This window comes from Saccharothrix stipae, assembly GCF_054781895.1.
The window spans coordinates 15145-30890 of record NZ_BAAGTN010000024.1; the positions used below are offsets into that span (position 1 = coordinate 15145).

Genomic DNA, 15746 nt, shown 5'->3' on the forward strand with positions numbered 1-15746 from the left:
GCAGCCGGCCCGCGATGGCGGAAACCGCGCGGAACGACAGGTGCCGGGTCAGGGTGTCAGGCCGAGGACGACCGGTATCGACATCGGTCCGATCGTGAAGAACGACGGCGAGTACGGGATGTCGTCCGGGTCGATCGCGAGGGAGAGGTCCGGTAACCGCCGGTACAGCGAGGCCAGTGCGAGTCGGCTCTCCAACCGGGCCAGGGGAGCGCCGATGCAGTACCGCGGGCCGTGGCCGAACCCGAGGTTCCCGGTCCGCTGACGGGTGATGTCGAACCGGTCCGCGGTCTCGCCGTACTCGGCGGGGTCGACACCGGCGGCCTGGTAGGCCACGCCGACCGCCTGACCCTTCGGTATCGGCACGCCGGCGACGGTGACGTCCTGGAGCGTGAACCGGAAACTGGTCATCATCACCGAGTGGCGGTACCGCACGGTTTCCTCGACCACGTCCGCCCACCGGTCACCGGCCTTGGCGAGCTCCAGTTGACCGGGGTGGCGGGACAGCGCCACGACGGCGTTCCCGATCAGGTGGACCGTCGTCTCGTGGCCGGCGACCAGCATCAACCACAGGACACCGACCAGCTCGTCGGTGGTGAGCCGGTCACCCTCGTCCCGGGCCTGGACCAGGCCGGACGTGAGGTCGTCACCGGGCTCCCGGTGCTTGCGCTCGACCAGGTCGCGCAGGTACGCCATGAGGCCTTGCTGGGTCGCGAACGCCTGCTCGGGTGTGGTGGTGTGCGCCAACAGCGTGGACGTCCAGTTCCGCAACCGGGCCCGCTCGGGCTCCGGCACGCCGAACAGCTCGCAGATCACCGCCATCGGCAGCGCCTCGGTGAACGCGGGCACCAGGTCGACCCCGTCGCCCGCGGCCACCACCTCGTCCAGCAACCGGTCGACGAGCTCCTGGATCCGCGGCTCCAGATCCTGCACCCGTCCGGGTGTGAAGCCCTTGCCCACCAGCCCGCGCAACCGTCGGTGGTCCGCGCCGTCCTTCGTCGACAGGTGGTCGCCCTCGACGATGCCGCGCAACGGCCAGTCCGGCGGGATCGACCCGTCGTGCAGCGCGGGCCAGTGCCCGGGATCCCTGGCGAACGTCTTGTTGTCGCCGGCCAGGACCTCCCGCACCGCCCTGGCCGTCAACGCGAGATAAGCGGGCACGCCACCGGGGAACTCGACCTCGACCACGGGCGCGATCCGGCGGAGTCGGAGGCAGGTGTCGAGCGGCTTCTCGTCCGCGGCGGGGAAAGGGGGCAGGCCGGTGTTCATCGGATGCGCCCTTTCGCCAAGGAACAAGCCCGCCGGCGGACGCACCCGAGTATTGCCCGGCGGACCGGGGACAGCAAGCCTCCCGGGCCGTGGGCGCTACGGTGCCACGCCGAACGCGATGGCGATCCGGTAGTCGTCGCCGGACCGGCCGACCACGTCGACCGTGGTGTTGCTCGCGGCGTCGTGGAACCGGCCGCCCACGTCGAACGGCGCGTCGTTCAGCTCGTGGCCGCCGCACCCGCCCGAACCCGGCCGCGCGTCCTTGACCAGCACGGGGCCGTTGCCGCTCGCGACCGCGGTGTTGACGGAGTAGACCAGGACACCGGTGGCGCAGGCGGCGGAGTCCAGCCCGGTCCGCGCCCGTGCCTCGGCCACCAGCACGGTGGTCGCGCTGGTCCGGATCACCACGGCCTTGCGTCCGCCGAGCGCCGAGACCGGGACGAGCGTGTCGACGTAGCGGCCGGCCGCGCTCACGCAGCCGATCTGGTCGTAGCGCAGCCAGTTCAGCTTCCACTTGTGCCAGGCGAACAGGTCCGGGTTCGGTCCGGAGATCAGGCCCAGCAGGTCCCAGCCGCCGACGAACCGGTGCGCGTCGCCGCCGTAGGCGTACAGGTCCGGCAGGCCGATCGCGTGCCCGGTCTCGTGGTTGAGGACCTTGCTGCCCCAGTACGCCGTGTCCTGGCCGAAGGTGACCGACCTGGCGATGACCGTGCCGTCGGGCGCGGTGAGCGGGGCCATGTAGGCGGCGGCGAAGGAGATCTCGCCCGCCGCGCGGGTGGGCACGACGTAGAGCAGGTGCGTGCCGCTGAACGACACGGTCCGGCCGACGGCCGCCAGCGCGTCGTTGAGGTAGCGGGCGTGCGCTTGTGCGGTGAGGCCACGGCGCCAGCCGTAGTCGGTGGATGGCCGCGGCATCCGGTAGAACCGGGTGGTGGCGGCGTCGACCGTCATGGTCAGGTTGCCGTACGAACTGGTGGCGAACCAGTTCGGGCCGTCGGGCAGCAGCTGGTCGCGCAGGCCGGTGGTCGAGTCGTTGGCCGGTGCGTCGGGGAAGTCCACGAAGACCATCGCGGCCCGCACGTTGCCGGACGACGGTGCGTGTCCGGCAGGGGTGGGCACGCCTTCGGTCAGGTGCGCGCTGGTCGGTGGCAACGCGCACGCGCCCGCGGGCACGTCGGCGTGTGCCGTCCCGGCGGGGAGCACCGTCGCGGTGATCACGACCGCGGCGGTGAGGAGGAATCGAAGGCGTGCCATGGGGATCTCCCGCGCTCGGCGTTCGGATGCTTGCAACGCTAGTTCGGCCCGTGGTCCCCGGTGGAGCCCCCGAGGACGGGCTTCACCCCAACCGTGGCCCGGACAAGCCGCCTTGGTGAGGACAGCGCCGCCGCCGTCGCCGACGGTGCAAGGGCGCGCCCCTGCGGGAACCCGGACCGGGTCCGCACAGGGGCGCGCCGAGGTCAGCGGTTGCAGCGGGAGGGCTCGTTCTTGTCCAACACCTTGACGTGCAGGTCGAGCGGGCGGGCGGTGCCGACCTTGGCCTCGCCGTCGTCGTGCGGGCCGGTCACGGCGTCCTCGTCCGCGGTGAGACCGAGGACGTAGGTCAGGTACAGGCCCTTGGACACCTTGAGCGGGGGCATCCCGGTGATCTTCAGAACCGTGCCGTTCCCGGTGACCTGGTGCTGGACGTCGCCTTGGCTGCCCTGGGTGGTCTGGCCGCCGCTGTAGTAGGAGTACGAGACGAAACCGTTCCAGCGTGACCCGGACGGGGCGCGGAACACCTGGTCGAGACTGCCCACGTCCTGGCCGGCTGCCTGCTCGAAACCGACGGTGACGGCCATGAACCCGGATTCACCCTGCTTGACCTCCAGCAGTGCCGGCTGGATGACGGGCAGTGCGGTGTCGTTGTTGGTGAACGTCTGCGGTTGCGCGGCGCCCTGCACCGTGGCGGTCAGGCGCAGCGGCCGTGAGTCGCCGAGCACGGCCTGGCCGTCGGTGTACCGGCCGGGCCGGGCGTCCGCCTTCGCCCGGATGCCCAGGGCGTAGGTGAGCACGTAGCCCTTGGTGGCCTGCAACTTCTGGAGCCCGGTCAGCCGCAGGCGTGCGTTGCCGTTCTCCAGGGTGGGCTTCAGCTTCGTCTTCCCGCTGCCCTTGCTCTGGCCGGCGGCGTTGTAGTAGGTGAACGTGATCGTGCCGGTCCACTCGAACCCGGTCGGCGCGTCGAAGACCAGTTCGGCGTTCGCCAGGTCGATCGGGTTGTTGTCCGGGTTCTCGACGCTGAAGGCGATGTGCCCCTCGGCGCCCGGCGCGACCGAGACCGCCGCGTGCTGGCACACCCGCAGGTCGTCCTTCGGGATGTGCGCGGTCAGGAGCGTGTCGTGCGAGTCGGACTTGTCCGGGGCGGTGTTGCTGCGCGTCGGCGACTCGACCCCGGCCGCGCACGTGACCTTGCCGGTGGCGTCGCGGGCGACGGTACCGGTGACGGTGATCGTGGCGGTGCTGCCGACCGGCAGGTCGAGGGGCTGCTGGAAGACACCGACACCGGTGCTGCCCGGAACCGTCGCCGACCCGCCGTCACCGGTCCGCGAGACGGCGATGCCCACGTCCGGCAGCGCCGGGTCGAGGGTGCCGGTCACCACGGCATCGGGGACGTCGTTCGGCCCGTCGTTGCGAACGGTGACGGTGAAGGCCACCTGGCTGCCGGCCGGCGCCTCGGCCGCTCCGTCGACGGTCAGCGGCACGGCGGCGGGCAGGGCGATGACGAGGTTGCGCAGGCAGTGCCGGGAGATCGCCGCGCCGGTGCTCGCGGACAGGCCGAGCTTGAACGTCTCCGGCATCGGCGCCTGGCCCTGGGCCAGCTTGAGGTCCAGGCCGTCGAACACGGTCGTGGTCGTGTCGCCACGGGTCACGTGCACCGTCATCACGGCGTCGACGATCACCACCTGGACGTGCGCCCGGTCGGCCCAGACCGCGGTCAAGCCACCGGGGGCGGCGGCACCGGCGATGTAGTTGAACCCGCTGGCGCGGTCACCGGAGCCGCGCAGCACGATCCGGTTGGGCTTGGCCACGTTCTCGGTGGTGGGCCCGCCCCAGGCGGTGGAGAAGTTGCCGTACTTGTCGAAGCCCAGGCCGACCCAGCCCTTGGTGACGCCCGCGCCCGAGGGGCCGAGCCCGTACCCGAGTCCGCCGCCGTAACCGCCGACGTTCGTGTCGTGGGCGCCGTCGATGAGGTAGACGGCGAAGCCGTCGCCGTCGCCGCCGGCGCAGTAGAAGTCGAACTCGATGGCGACGCCGGCCGAGGAGGGGAACGGGACGTTCAGCAACGCCGTTCCCGCCTTGTTGTTCGCGGCCGGTGTCAGTTGCAGGCCGTCGTCGCCCACGAGAATGGCGTCACCGCGCAACGTCCAGTTGTGGGCGAGGTCGTCGACCCGGCTGACCCGGAACGTCTCCCTGATCGGGAAGACCTCGGTCGAGAGCGCGCTCGTGGTCGGCGCGGGTTGTTGGCTGGTGGTCATCGCACTTCCTTCGGTGTCGTGTTCCTGGTCGGGCTCCTCCGGGGACTGGGACTCGGGCGGGGACTGGGTCGGGGACTCGGACTCGGACGGGGACTGGGGCTCGGACGAGGGCTGGGACGAGGGCTGGGACGGGGGCTGGGACGGGTCTTCGGGTTCGGCCGTGCGGGGCAGGCGGCCGCCGACGAGGTCGAACAGGCCGAGCACGACGTCTTCGTAGAGGTAGAAGCCGCCCTCCAGGGGCGGTAGCGCCTCGTCGGCCGCACCGCCGTCGGCACCGGGTGTGCCCGGCGGTGGCGCGAGCACCTCGGTCAGGCCGCGCACCACCCCGTGCAGGGTGGACTGGGCGGTGGCGGCCAACCACCGCAGCTGCGGGTTCGCACCGATCTGCCGGAGCGGTCCGGGCACGTGGGCGTCGACCGCGGCGACGGCGGTGTCCACCCAGCGCATCGGCAGGTCCAGCAGTGCCGCGAGCTCGGCGTGGGACAGGACCGGCGGCGGCTCGCCGTCGACCATGAAGTCCTCCCACTCGAGCAGGTCGAACAGGAACTGGCCGCCCTTGTAGAACGGCCACGGCGCCAGGGCGTCGAGGATCTGCCGGGCGCGCCGCGGGTCGTCCCGCCGGACCGCGACGCCGCGGCGGGCCAGGGTGCACAACACCCCGCGCAGCCGGGCGCCGATCCGGCCCAGGGAACGCATCGCGGCCCGGTCGCCGTCGCGCAGGGCGGAGTCGTCGAGGCGGCCCGTCACAGCGGTCGGGTGGTGACGTAGTGGGCGATCTGTCGCAGCACTGCTTTTCCTTCGTTCTCCGGGATGATGGCCAGGTCTTGCTCGAACCGGGCGATGCCCTCGGCGGCCAGCCGGTCGGCGAGGTCGGTGGCGTACTCGATGGAACCGTGCCGCCGCATGGCGGCGAGCACCTCGTCGGCGTTGTCCTGGGTCTTGTCGACGCGTCGCTGGTGCAGGAGCTCACCGAGCCGTTCCCGCTCGCGGTCGCCCGCGTGGCGGAACAGGTGGATGAGCATGACGGTGCGCTTGCCCTCCAGCAGGTCTCCCAGGGCCTCCTTGCCGTAGAGCGCCTCGTCGCCGACGAGGTTGAGGATGTCGTCCTGGATCTGGAAGGCGATGCCGATCAGGCGGAACGCCTCGTCGAAGCGGCCCAGCACCGCCGGGTCGGTGACGCCGGCGCAGACCGCGCCCATGCGGCACGGCGTGATGCACGTGTACCAGCCGGTCTTCTTGGTGCTCATGGTGAAGTAGTCGTCGTCCCGGGACGGCACCACGCGGCGGTGGATCCACCCCAGTTCCATGGCCTGGCCCTCGATGGACTCCCGGCACATGTGCATGACCTCCTGGATGAGCCCCAGCGTCCGGGCCAACCCGAGCGTTTCGAGGTTGGCCAGCACCGCATCCACCGCGAGCAGGTTGAGCCCGTCACCGGTGTTGACCGCCAGCCCGTTGCCGAACTCGGTGTTCATCGTGGGCAGGCCGCGGCGGTGGGTCGACTCGTCGGCGATGTCGTCGTGCACGAGGAAGCCGTTGTGGAACAGTTCGAGCGCGGCGGCGGCCCGCACCGCGTTCTCGGGTTTCTCGCCGAAGGCCGCGCAGGCGGCGAACACCAGCGTCGGCCGCAGGCCCTTGCCCTGGCGGGTGGGGTAGGACCGCATCAGGTCGTACAGGTCCGCTTTCGGCTCGCGGTCGGGCAGCAGTCGGTCGATCTCCCGGTTGGCGCGCGCGCGGCAGGCCCGCATCGTCTCCACCAGGTCGGCGTCGCTGACCGGCTTCACCTCCCACCAGCCGGTGCTGCGGCGGCCGTCCCAGAGCAGCCTGGGCACGGCGTTCGCGGTGCCGCCGATGGTCGCCTGGTCGCCGGGTTCGAGCGGTTGGCGGTCGGCGAGGAAGTCGACGGCGTGCCACCCCGTCGGCACGTCGCCGTGCGGGGACACCCGGGGCGCCGGGCCGCCCGCGGTCACGCCCCACAGCCGCGGCGCCTGTTGGCGGTAGTCGCGCCACAGCTGCTGCACGAACCGCAGACCGGAGGCGCGTTGGGACAGCAGCACGAACGCACGCCACACCGCCAACACCCGGTCGCGCGCCCCGCGCACGTCCAGGCTCCGCGGCAGCACCTGCTCCACCGGGGGGCGCTGGGCGTCGAACACCAGGTTCATCGCCCGGTCGTCGAACGCCACCTCGACGTCCGGCTCGCCGACCAGGTCGGGCTCCACCAGCAGGCGGCTGTGGCGGGCGGTCAGGGTCGCCCGGCTGCCGTCGTGGAAGTGCAGTCCCAGGCGGATCTCCCGCAGCTCCTCCGCGGCGGCGGCCACGATGGCGGGCGCGCGTTCCGACAGCGCGGTCACCGTCTCGGTCAGCAGCCGGGCACCGGTGTACGGCCCGGTCCCCGTCGTCAGAGGCGGTTCAGTCGTCGGGGGCGTTTCAGTCGTCACGGGCGTCTCCGGCGAACTCGACGATGCCACGCGCCTCGAAGCCGAACCCGCGTCCCGAGACCACGCCCTCGATCGCGCAGTCGCCGAGCAGCTCGTGCACGCTGAACGGCTTCAGGCTGGTCTCGGACGGGTTGGCGATCCGGGCGGCGGTGGTGGACCGGAAGTCGAGCACGAGCCGGTCCTCGCCCAGCCGCGCGGTGATCAGCAACCGGCGCGGCACCACCGGTGCGGGCGCGGTGGCCAGGGTGGCCGCCAGCGGCGGCACCAGCACCACCCGGTCGCGGTCGAGCTCGCCGTGCACCGCCACCTCCAGCCCGCGCCGGGGGAAGTGCCGCACCATCCGCCCGTTGCGCCACAACATCACCGAGCCGTTGGCGGCGTCGTGCGGGTACCGCGGCTGGATGAGGGTGAACACCACCGACCACGGCGGCGGGCCCACCGCGCCCTCGGACGGTGCGTTGGCGAAGCCGAAGACCCAGCCGCCCAGCACCGGCCAGCTCCACCGGCCGCGGACGCGTTCGTGGTAGCCGACCAGCTCGCAGTCGACGTCACCGCGCGGTGATCGCAACGTGCCCGTGCCGCGCACGCCGGGTTCGGATTGCCAGCGCAGGAACTGGTCGTGCCCGAACGGGGCGCACTGGGACGTGCACGGCCTGCTGGTGCGGGACAGCCGCAGGTCGACCGCGGGCCGGCCCGCCACGGCCGCGACGTCGAACGGGCCGGGCGACGCGTGCGGGTGCGGCAGCCGGAACGCCGACCACGCCGGGTCGGGCGCGTTCGCGTTGAACTGGGTCGACGACCAACCCACGTCGGGGTCGAACACCAGGAGGATGGCCATCGCCTGCGGTGCCCACCGCGCGGTCGACCCGTCCGCGGGCGGCTCCGGGCCGAGCACCGACAGGTTCGAGATCACCGCGTGCGGACCGGTCGAGGACAGGAACGCGTAGTGCAACCACTGGCGATCGAGCGGGTGGCACAGCTCCGACTCGGGAAAGGGGCCTCGCACGCCCAGCATCCAACGCTCCTCGTGAGGCCGCCGCAGCGGCCGGGTTTCATCTGGACATGACTCGTGCACACCGGGCGGAGCGACAACCCGACCCGCTGCGGATCCGGCATCGGTGACGTCCGCGCATCCCGGGTGAGCAAGGGATATCGCACCGAGCCGAGTGGGCGCGAGGGAGTACGACCGATCGAGTGTCACGCCCCGGAACGGGCGCGGTGCACCGGATGACGATGTCGCGGTCGGTGATTGTTTCGGCGAGCCGGTCTTTGTCGCACAGGGACAGAGCGCACGTCCAACCGGCGCATCGGAGTGGCACGGGGGAGCGTCCCGTGCGTTGGAATGGACAGTTCTCGGCGGCGCTGGGCCGAGCAGCCTGCACGGTCCGTGTCGGCCGCGCCCCCGCTCACCGCACAACCGTGGGCGCCTCACTCGCGCGTGCGGCTTGCGCGTGGTGCGCGGCGGCGGGACCGGCGCCGCCCGGTACCGCGCTCCCGGTGGAAGTCGGTGGACGTCGCGGCGTGCGTCGACGGAGGATGACGGCCGTGTCGGAACCCGGCAGCATCCACGTGGTCGACTACGACCCCGACTGGCCGCGGCAGGCCGCCGTCGCGATCGACGCCCTCCGGGCAGCGGTGCCCGGGCTGTTCGTGGAGATCGAGCACATCGGCTCCACCGCCGTCCCCGGACTGGCGGCCAAGCCCGTCATCGACCTGATGGCCGCCGTCCACGACCTCGCGCACGCCCGTCCCCACCAGGCGGCGCTCGCCGGCCTCGGCTTCCGGCCGCACGACAACGGGATGACCGACCGGCTGCTGTTCGTCCGCGCGGACGGTGGCGCCCGAAGCCACATCCTGCACGTGGTGAGCCTGCAGAGCTGGCCCGCGCGCAACCAGCGGATCTTCCGGGACCACCTGCGCGCCCACCCCGAGGACGCGGCCCGCTACGCGCGGCTCAAACGGGCGATCGTCGCCGCCGGCACGGCATCGGGCGGGTACGCGCGGGCGAAGACGGCGCTGGTGCAGGAGCTCACCGACCGGGCCCGCGCACTACGCGGTCTGCCGCCGGAGCCCGTGTGGGAGAAGCGGTAACCACGACCGCCTCAATGCGGCCCTGTGTTAACGGTGCGTGACCGTTGACAGTGGTCATAATACGTCTTATGTTTCGTTCGAGCTAAGTGGCCGCGGGCCTCCCCGCGCCCCGTTCTTACGGTCGCCCTGCATCGCGAGGTGACGATCCACCCCCGACCCGGTCCGCGCCGCTACGCGCCCATGTCACCGATGTCCCGACGACGGCGCCCCCGGCCTGGACCGCACATCCACTGCCACGCATGAGAGGACCCGGTGTGACGTCACCCCCTTCCGCCAGGCGAACGCTGTCCGCAGCGCTGGCCGTTGCCCTGCTCGCGCTCTTCGTCACGGGCTCCTCGGGCTCGACGCCTGCTTCGGCGGCCACGCAGGCGACGTACTACGTCTCGCCCGGCGGCAACGACGCCAACCCGGGGACGATCACGTCGCCCTTTCGGACCGTGCAGCGCGCGCGGGACGTCGTCCGGACGGTCAACACCAGCATGACCGGCGACATCCAGGTGTACCTCCGCGGCGGGAACTACCCGGTGACGAGCACGATCGAGTTCACCCCCGCCGACTCCGGGACGAACGGGAACCGGGTGGTCTACTCCGCGTACCCGAACGAGACACCGGTCCTCAACGGCGGCGTCCAGGTGACCGGGTGGGCGCAGCACAGCGGGGACGTGTGGAAGGCCCCGCTCAACCGCGCCAACAAGCTCCGTGCGCTCTACGTCGACGACAAGCGCGCGTACATGGCTTCCAAGACGATCAACTCGGCGGGCTGCCACGGTACGTACCGCGTCACGGCCGGCCAGGCCGACTGGGCGTGGGAGTCCGGTGCGGAGTGCGACGGGGCCAAGTACGGCCTGACCGACCTGCCCGCCGTGGCGCTGAACCAGGGCGACCTGGAGATCGAGACGGCGACGACCTGGACCACGGCCATCGTGGGAGTCCGGCAGGTGACGACGACCGCGGACGGCGCCAATCGCGTCGCGCTGTTCCAACAACCCGCCGGGGCGATCGCCCAGGGCGCGTTCAACGGCGACCTGCAAGCCGGCGGCAGCCACAAGGTCATGAACGCGTACGAGTTCCTGGACGCGCCGGGCGAGTTCTACTTCGACAAGGCCGGCAAGACGCTGTACTACTACAAGACCGACGCGGACAACATGGCCGCCGCGACGGTCTGGGCGCCGAACAACGTGGCCACGGTGCTCAAGGTCGCCGGCACGTCCACCGGCAACCGCGTCCGCGACCTCACCTTCTCCGGCATCACGGTCGAGCACTCCGACTGGAACCTGACCGAGGTGGCGGGCTCGGTGTTCAAGCAGGCCCAGCAGGGCAACCTGTCCACGCGCGCGTACGCGAGGAAGAACTTCCACGGCTACACCTACCGGAACGTCAACCCGGCGCCGGGCACCGTCCAGCTGGAGAACGCCGACGGCATCGTGCTGGAGCGCAACAAGGTCCAGCACACCGGTGTCGACGGCATCAGCCTGCTGAACGACGTGACGAACTCGCGGTTGACCGGGAACCGCACGAACGACATCGCCGGATCCGCGATCACCGTGGGGCACCCGCAGCACGTCTACCTCGGGGACCACACCGCCACGAACGGCGAGAAGTACCCCGCGGGCGTCGAGGGCCTCTGCAAGAACATCGAGATCAAGAACAACCACCTCCACGACAGCGCGGTGCTGTTCAACGGGCACAGCCCCGTGTCGGCCTACTTCGTGGACGGCCTGACCGTGCAGCACAACCTGATCGAGAGGACGCCGTGGTCGGGTGTCACGCTCGGGTGGGGGTGGTGGAACTTCGACGGTTCCGCGAACTCCATCGTGCCGAACGTGCCGACCACCACGGCCAGGAACAACAACATCAGCTACAACCACTTCGTCGACACGGTGCAGAAGCTCCACGACACGGCGCCCATCTACACCCTGGGCAGCCAGCCCGGCACCACCATCGCCGACAACTACATCCAGGGCGTTCCGGCCGGCCACAAGTACGGACTCCACCCGGACGAAGGCTCGGCCTTCATCACCTACCGCGACAACGTCCTCGACGTTGACCCGAACGTGGCGTACACCATCAACTCCGGCACCTGGGGGCGCCAGCACGACCTGAGCATCACGCGGACCTACGGGACGATCAACAAGATCGCCGACAAGAACGTGCCGAACAGCACCATCCAGGACGTGCTGGCCTACGCGGACAACGTCTGGCCGTCGGCCGCGTACCGCGTCGCCGCGCGATCCGGCATCGAGGAGGCCTACCGGGACATCCTCCCCGGCAACCGGCGCTCCTCGCCGGACCACGTCCTGCCGGCGAGCACCTTCACCGACGGCGGCGCGTTGTCGATCCCCGTCCGGAGCACCGGCGACGCGAGCAAGGCGATCTGGCTGGCGCCGGCGGGCACGACCGACTTCGTGGTCGGCGGCACGATGACCAGGGCGGGCGGCACCGCCACGTCCATCGCCGTCCCGGAGTCGCCCGGCGACTACCGGCTCTACGTACTGGACGCCGGTGGGCACCGGTCGGCCCAGTCGAAGTCGGTCGTCCGGCAGGGTTGGGCCTACGTCGACGACAAGGACGCCAGGGTGACCTACAGCGGTTCGTGGAGCAACTGGAACGACACCGGGGACTTCCGCGGCTCGGAGAACTACACCGTCCAGGCAGGCGCGTACGCCGAGCACACGTTCACCGGTTCGGGCGTGCAGTACCTCGGCATGACCCAGCCCAACATGGGCAAGGTCGACGTCTACCTCGACGGGGCTCTCGTGCGGTCCGACATCGACGCCTACGCGTCCACCGTGACGAAGCAGGCGGTGCTGTTCCGCAAGACCGACCTGCCCGCCGGGCAGCACACGATCAAGGTCGTGTGCAAGGGCACGAGGAACGCCGCCGCCACCGGCACGGTGTGCGCACTGGACGCCTTCTCCAAGGTGAGCGAGACCTTCCCGGTCCAGGGCGCCCACTACAAGATCGTGAACAGGAACAGCGGGATGGCCGTGGACGTGAGCGGCGGGTCTACGACCGATGGTGCGCGGATCATCCAGTGGGGTTACAACGGCGCTGCCAACCAGAACTGGAGGTTCGAGCCCGCGGGCGGCAACTTCAAGATCGTCAGCCAAAGGAGCGGCAAGCTGCTCGACGTCCTCGGGGCCGCCACGGCCGACGGCGCGTCGGTCGTCCAGTGGGCCGACCTCGACGGCGCCAACCAGCACTGGCAGCTGGTCGACGCCGGGAACGGGTACAGCAGGATCAGGAACGTGCACAGCGGCAAGGTCCTCGGCGTGTCCGGGTCGTCCACGACGGCCGGGGCCCAGCTCGTCCAGGTCACCGACACCGGCGCGAACGGTCAGCTGTGGCAGGTCACCCGGGTCGACTGAGCCGCGCTCCCGCGGTGCGGGCGCCGCCCATGTGATGACGATCCGGCTCGGGGCCGACCGCAGTGGCCGGCCCCGAGCCGATTCGCCCGAGTCGACCGTCCACATCGGACCAGGAGCGCGCGGTGCCGGGACTAGCGGGCCAGGCGGCTGGGGTCTCCGAGTGCGCTCCGGCGCACGAGCCAGGCTTCGGTGATGTGGCTGAACATGGCTTCGGCGGCGCCCGCCGGGTCCCGTGCCGCGATCCGCTGGTAGATCCGGCGGTGTCCCTGGTTGGACGCCACGCACAGGGCGCGTTCGCTCCGGCCCGTGTAGCGGGCGGTGTTGACGACCTGGCTCTCCAACGCGCGCACGACGCCCCGGGCGATGCGGTTGCCCGAAGCCCGCATGATCGCGTCGTGGAAGGCGTGGTCCTGCTCGCGGTAGGCGACGGCGTCGTCCACGAGCCGGTCCATGAGGTCCACGAGATCGCGCAGCCGGTCGACGGTGTCCTGGTCGGCGGTGCGGGCCGCGACCAGCGCCATGTCCGACTCGAGCAGTCGTCGGGTGACCACCAGGTCGTCCAGGACGCCCAGGGTGTCGTCCTCGGCGATGACGGCCCCGAGGACGAGTTCGTCGAGCATGTTCCACGTCGACGGCGGGTTGATCACCGTGCCGGCGCCCTGGCGCACCTGGACCAGGCCCTTCTCCTGGAGGATCTTCACCGCCTCGCGGACGACGGTCCGGCTCACCGAGAAGGCCTCGCCGAGCGCGGGCTCGGACGGCAACGACGTCCCGGAGGGGTGGACGCCGCGCACGATGCGCCCGACGAGTTCGGCGGTGATCGCCCTCGCGAGGTTCGCCGGCCGGCGTGGCCACCCCGCGGCGGCGGGTGCGCCCGCGGTCGGTTGCTGGCCTGGTGCCGTCATCGTTCCTCCGGTTGCGCTCGCCCACGTGCGCTGAGCGTGGGGACGAGTGTACTGGAATAGAGGCGTTGACGTCATACGTCATACGAGTTAGGTTCACCGCATCCCGTCGGGCCCCTCGCCGCCCGGCCACCATCTGGAGAAGTGAGCAGCGATGAAGCAGCGCACACTATGGTCGACCGCCCTGGTCGTGGGGTTGGCTCTGACCGCTGGTTGCGGGAGCGCCGCGGGACCGGGTTCGGCTTCCGTCGGCTCCGGCGACAAGCTCGTGGTCTGGGACTGGAAGTCCGGTGACGCGAAGGCGGCCGGTTACGTGGAGAAGGCCAAGGCCGACTTCGCCAAGAAGCACCCGGGCGTCCAGGTCGAGTTCGTGGCCCAGCCGTTCGACCAGTACTACACGCTGCTCGGCACGGCGATCCAGGCCGGCAAGGGACCGGACGTCATCCTGTTCAACGGGGGCGGCCAGATCCGCGACCGGGTCGACGCGCTCGCCCCGCTCGACACCTACCTCGCCGAGGACGAGCAGCGGCTGGCCGGCTGGGACGCGTTCACCAAGGACGGGAAGACCTACGCGGCACCGGTCACGCTTCAGGGGCACCCGCTCTACTACAACAAGGCGCTCTACGAGAAGGCCGGGCTGAACCCGGACGCGCCGGCCAAGACGTGGGACGACTTCGTCGAGAACTGCGGTGTCATCACCGAGAAGACCGGCGCGAAGTGCTTCGCGCTGGGCAACAAGGAGGGCATCGGCATCCAGTTCTTCCTGTCGACCATGGGGTCCGCGGTCCTGACGCCGCAGGAGTACGACGCCTGGATCGCCGGGAAGCGCGACTGGTCCTCGCCGAGCGTGAAGCGGGTCTTCGAGCTCTGGAAGCAGACCAACGACGCCGGTCTGAACACCGACGGCGCCAACTCCACCGCGATGTTCAACGACGCGTTCGCGGCGTTCCAGTCGGGCAAGGCCGCGAACGTCATCGGCCTGATGTCGGACATCGGGCACTGGAAGGACTTCGCCGAGTTCCTCGACGCGGACAAGGTCGGCGTCATGGACGCGCCCGTGGTCAACCCGGCGGCGACGCCGAGCCTGCCCTACGACGGCGGCATCGGCTACGGGGTCGCGAAGTGGACCAAGGACCCGAAGGTCGCCGCCGACCTGGTGCGGTCGCTGACCTCGACCGACGCCCTGAAGGCCTTCTACGTCGACGGGGGCGCGATCGCGTCCGACACGACCATCGACGTCTCCGACGGCGGCCCGTCGGTCAAGACGATCGTCTCGGAGGTCGAGTCCGGCAAGCCGGCCCTGCACGTCGCCCTGTCCAGCAAGACCATCGACCTGATGGGTCGGCTCTCCCAGCAGCTGCTCAGCGGCTCGATCACGGTGGACGAGGTCGTGCAGCAACTGGCCGCGTCCGACAAGACGGGCTGATCGCGTGGCCGCACATTCCCTGTCCCCGGTCGGCCCGGTCTCGGCCGAGCCGACCGGGGGGCCGGCGGGCGCCCCACCGGCACGCCGACGGCGTCCGGCCGGACCGTCGCCGCGGCGCAACCGTCGCGGGTCGCGGTCCGAGCGCCTGGCGCCGTTCGTCCTCCTGGCCCCGGCTGTGCTGATAATCGTGGTGCTGCGGTTGTGGCCGTTGGTGTTGGGGGTGAACTTCTCCTTCACCGGTGACGGTGTGCGCAACGGCATGTGGGTGGGTCTGGCCAATTACGTGACCCTGTTGGGTGATCCGTTGTTCCGGATGGCGTTGCGGAATGTGGGTCTGTTGGTGTTGTTGCTGCCGGTGGCGGTGGCGGTTCCGGGTCTGCTGGCGACGTTCGTGTACCTGCGGGTGCCGGGGCATCGGGTGTACCGGGGTGTGTACTTCTTCCCGGCGGTGTTGTCGCCGGTGATCGTCGGTGCGATCTTCAACCTGCTGCTGGCGTTCGACGGTCCGGTCAACACGGTCCTCGGCGGGGTGGGGCTGGGTCCGGTGGACTGGTTGGGTGACCCGGACGTGGCGATCTTCGCGGTGGTCGGGGTGCACATCTGGGCGACGTTCGGGATGGCGTTGGTGGTGTTCCTGGCGGGGTTCTCGACTCTGGATCCCACGTTGTTGGACGCGGCGAAGGTGGACGGTGCGTCCTTGTGGCAGACCATTCGGCACGTGATCGTCCCGAGTCTGTCGC

Annotated in this window: 10 protein-coding genes; 4 read left to right on the plus strand and 6 right to left on the minus strand. The window is 70.8% G+C overall.

Annotated elements, in window-relative coordinates; translation table 11 throughout:
* Positions 1-48: 48 nt before the first annotated feature.
* The 5 genes from ACYVLT_RS36325 to ACYVLT_RS36345 form a co-directional block, all read right to left on the minus strand.
* Positions 49-1266: a cytochrome P450 family protein gene (locus ACYVLT_RS36325; protein WP_461124703.1), complete on the minus strand. Its 1218-nt coding sequence runs from the start codon at positions 1264-1266 to the stop codon at positions 49-51.
* Between the two features lie 96 nt (positions 1267-1362).
* Positions 1363-2520: a M6 family metalloprotease domain-containing protein gene (locus ACYVLT_RS36330; RefSeq protein ID WP_461124704.1), complete on the minus strand. Its 1158-nt coding sequence runs from the start codon at positions 2518-2520 to the stop codon at positions 1363-1365.
* A 203-nt stretch (positions 2521-2723) separates the two neighbouring features.
* Positions 2724-5525 carry a hypothetical protein gene (locus ACYVLT_RS36335; protein WP_461124705.1) on the minus strand — a complete coding sequence of 934 codons (2802 nt, stop codon included), beginning with the start codon at positions 5523-5525 and terminating at the stop codon, positions 2724-2726.
* Positions 5522-7219 (minus strand): polyprenyl synthetase family protein, encoded by a 1698-nt coding sequence (locus ACYVLT_RS36340; protein WP_461124706.1) that lies wholly within the window; start codon positions 7217-7219, stop codon positions 5522-5524. The genes ACYVLT_RS36335 and ACYVLT_RS36340 overlap by 4 nt, the downstream gene beginning before the upstream one ends.
* Complete coding sequence (locus ACYVLT_RS36345; protein ID WP_461124707.1) at positions 7209-8234, minus strand: hypothetical protein; 1026 nt, start codon at positions 8232-8234, stop codon at positions 7209-7211. The genes ACYVLT_RS36340 and ACYVLT_RS36345 overlap by 11 nt, the downstream gene beginning before the upstream one ends.
* A gap of 530 nt (positions 8235-8764) precedes the next feature.
* Here ACYVLT_RS36345 and ACYVLT_RS36350 point away from each other — a divergent pair.
* Together ACYVLT_RS36350 and ACYVLT_RS36355 are read left to right on the plus strand one after the other, a co-directional pair.
* Complete coding sequence (locus tag ACYVLT_RS36350; protein WP_461124708.1) at positions 8765-9310, plus strand: GrpB family protein; 546 nt, start codon at positions 8765-8767, stop codon at positions 9308-9310.
* 239 nt (positions 9311-9549) lie between these two features.
* Entirely contained in the window at positions 9550-12678 is a 3129-nt protein-coding gene (locus tag ACYVLT_RS36355; RefSeq protein WP_461124709.1) for an RICIN domain-containing protein, read from the plus strand.
* Positions 12679-12809: 131 nt separating this feature from the next.
* On the opposite strand, the gene ACYVLT_RS36360 is transcribed toward ACYVLT_RS36355, so the two are convergent.
* Positions 12810-13583, minus strand: coding sequence for a FadR/GntR family transcriptional regulator (locus ACYVLT_RS36360; protein ID WP_461124710.1), 774 nt, complete (start codon positions 13581-13583; stop codon positions 12810-12812).
* A 151-nt stretch (positions 13584-13734) separates the two neighbouring features.
* Between ACYVLT_RS36360 and ACYVLT_RS36365 the strand changes: the two genes are divergently transcribed.
* Complete coding sequence (locus tag ACYVLT_RS36365; protein WP_461124711.1) at positions 13735-15006, plus strand: ABC transporter substrate-binding protein; 1272 nt, start codon at positions 13735-13737, stop codon at positions 15004-15006.
* Between the two features lie 187 nt (positions 15007-15193).
* Positions 15194-15746, plus strand: a 553-nt coding sequence (locus ACYVLT_RS36370) for a carbohydrate ABC transporter permease (RefSeq protein ID WP_461124712.1), incomplete at its 3' end; no start/stop codon positions are given.

What these genes read in the sequence shown, in the direction of transcription:
- ACYVLT_RS36365 (WP_461124711.1), top strand. Translation starts at nt 13,735, where the DNA reads ATGAAGCAGCGCACACTATGGTCGACCGCCCTGGTCGTGGGGTTGGCT.
- ACYVLT_RS36330 (WP_461124704.1), bottom strand. Translation starts at nt 2,520, where the DNA reads ATGGCACGCCTTCGATTCCTCCTCACCGCCGCGGTCGTGATCACCGCG.
- ACYVLT_RS36325 (WP_461124703.1), bottom strand. Translation starts at nt 1,266, where the DNA reads ATGAACACCGGCCTGCCCCCTTTCCCCGCCGCGGACGAGAAGCCGCTC.
- ACYVLT_RS36345 (WP_461124707.1), bottom strand. Translation starts at nt 8,234, where the DNA reads ATGCTGGGCGTGCGAGGCCCCTTTCCCGAGTCGGAGCTGTGCCACCCG.
- ACYVLT_RS36360 (WP_461124710.1), bottom strand. Translation starts at nt 13,583, where the DNA reads ATGACGGCACCAGGCCAGCAACCGACCGCGGGCGCACCCGCCGCCGCG.
- ACYVLT_RS36355 (WP_461124709.1), top strand. Translation starts at nt 9,550, where the DNA reads ATGAGAGGACCCGGTGTGACGTCACCCCCTTCCGCCAGGCGAACGCTG.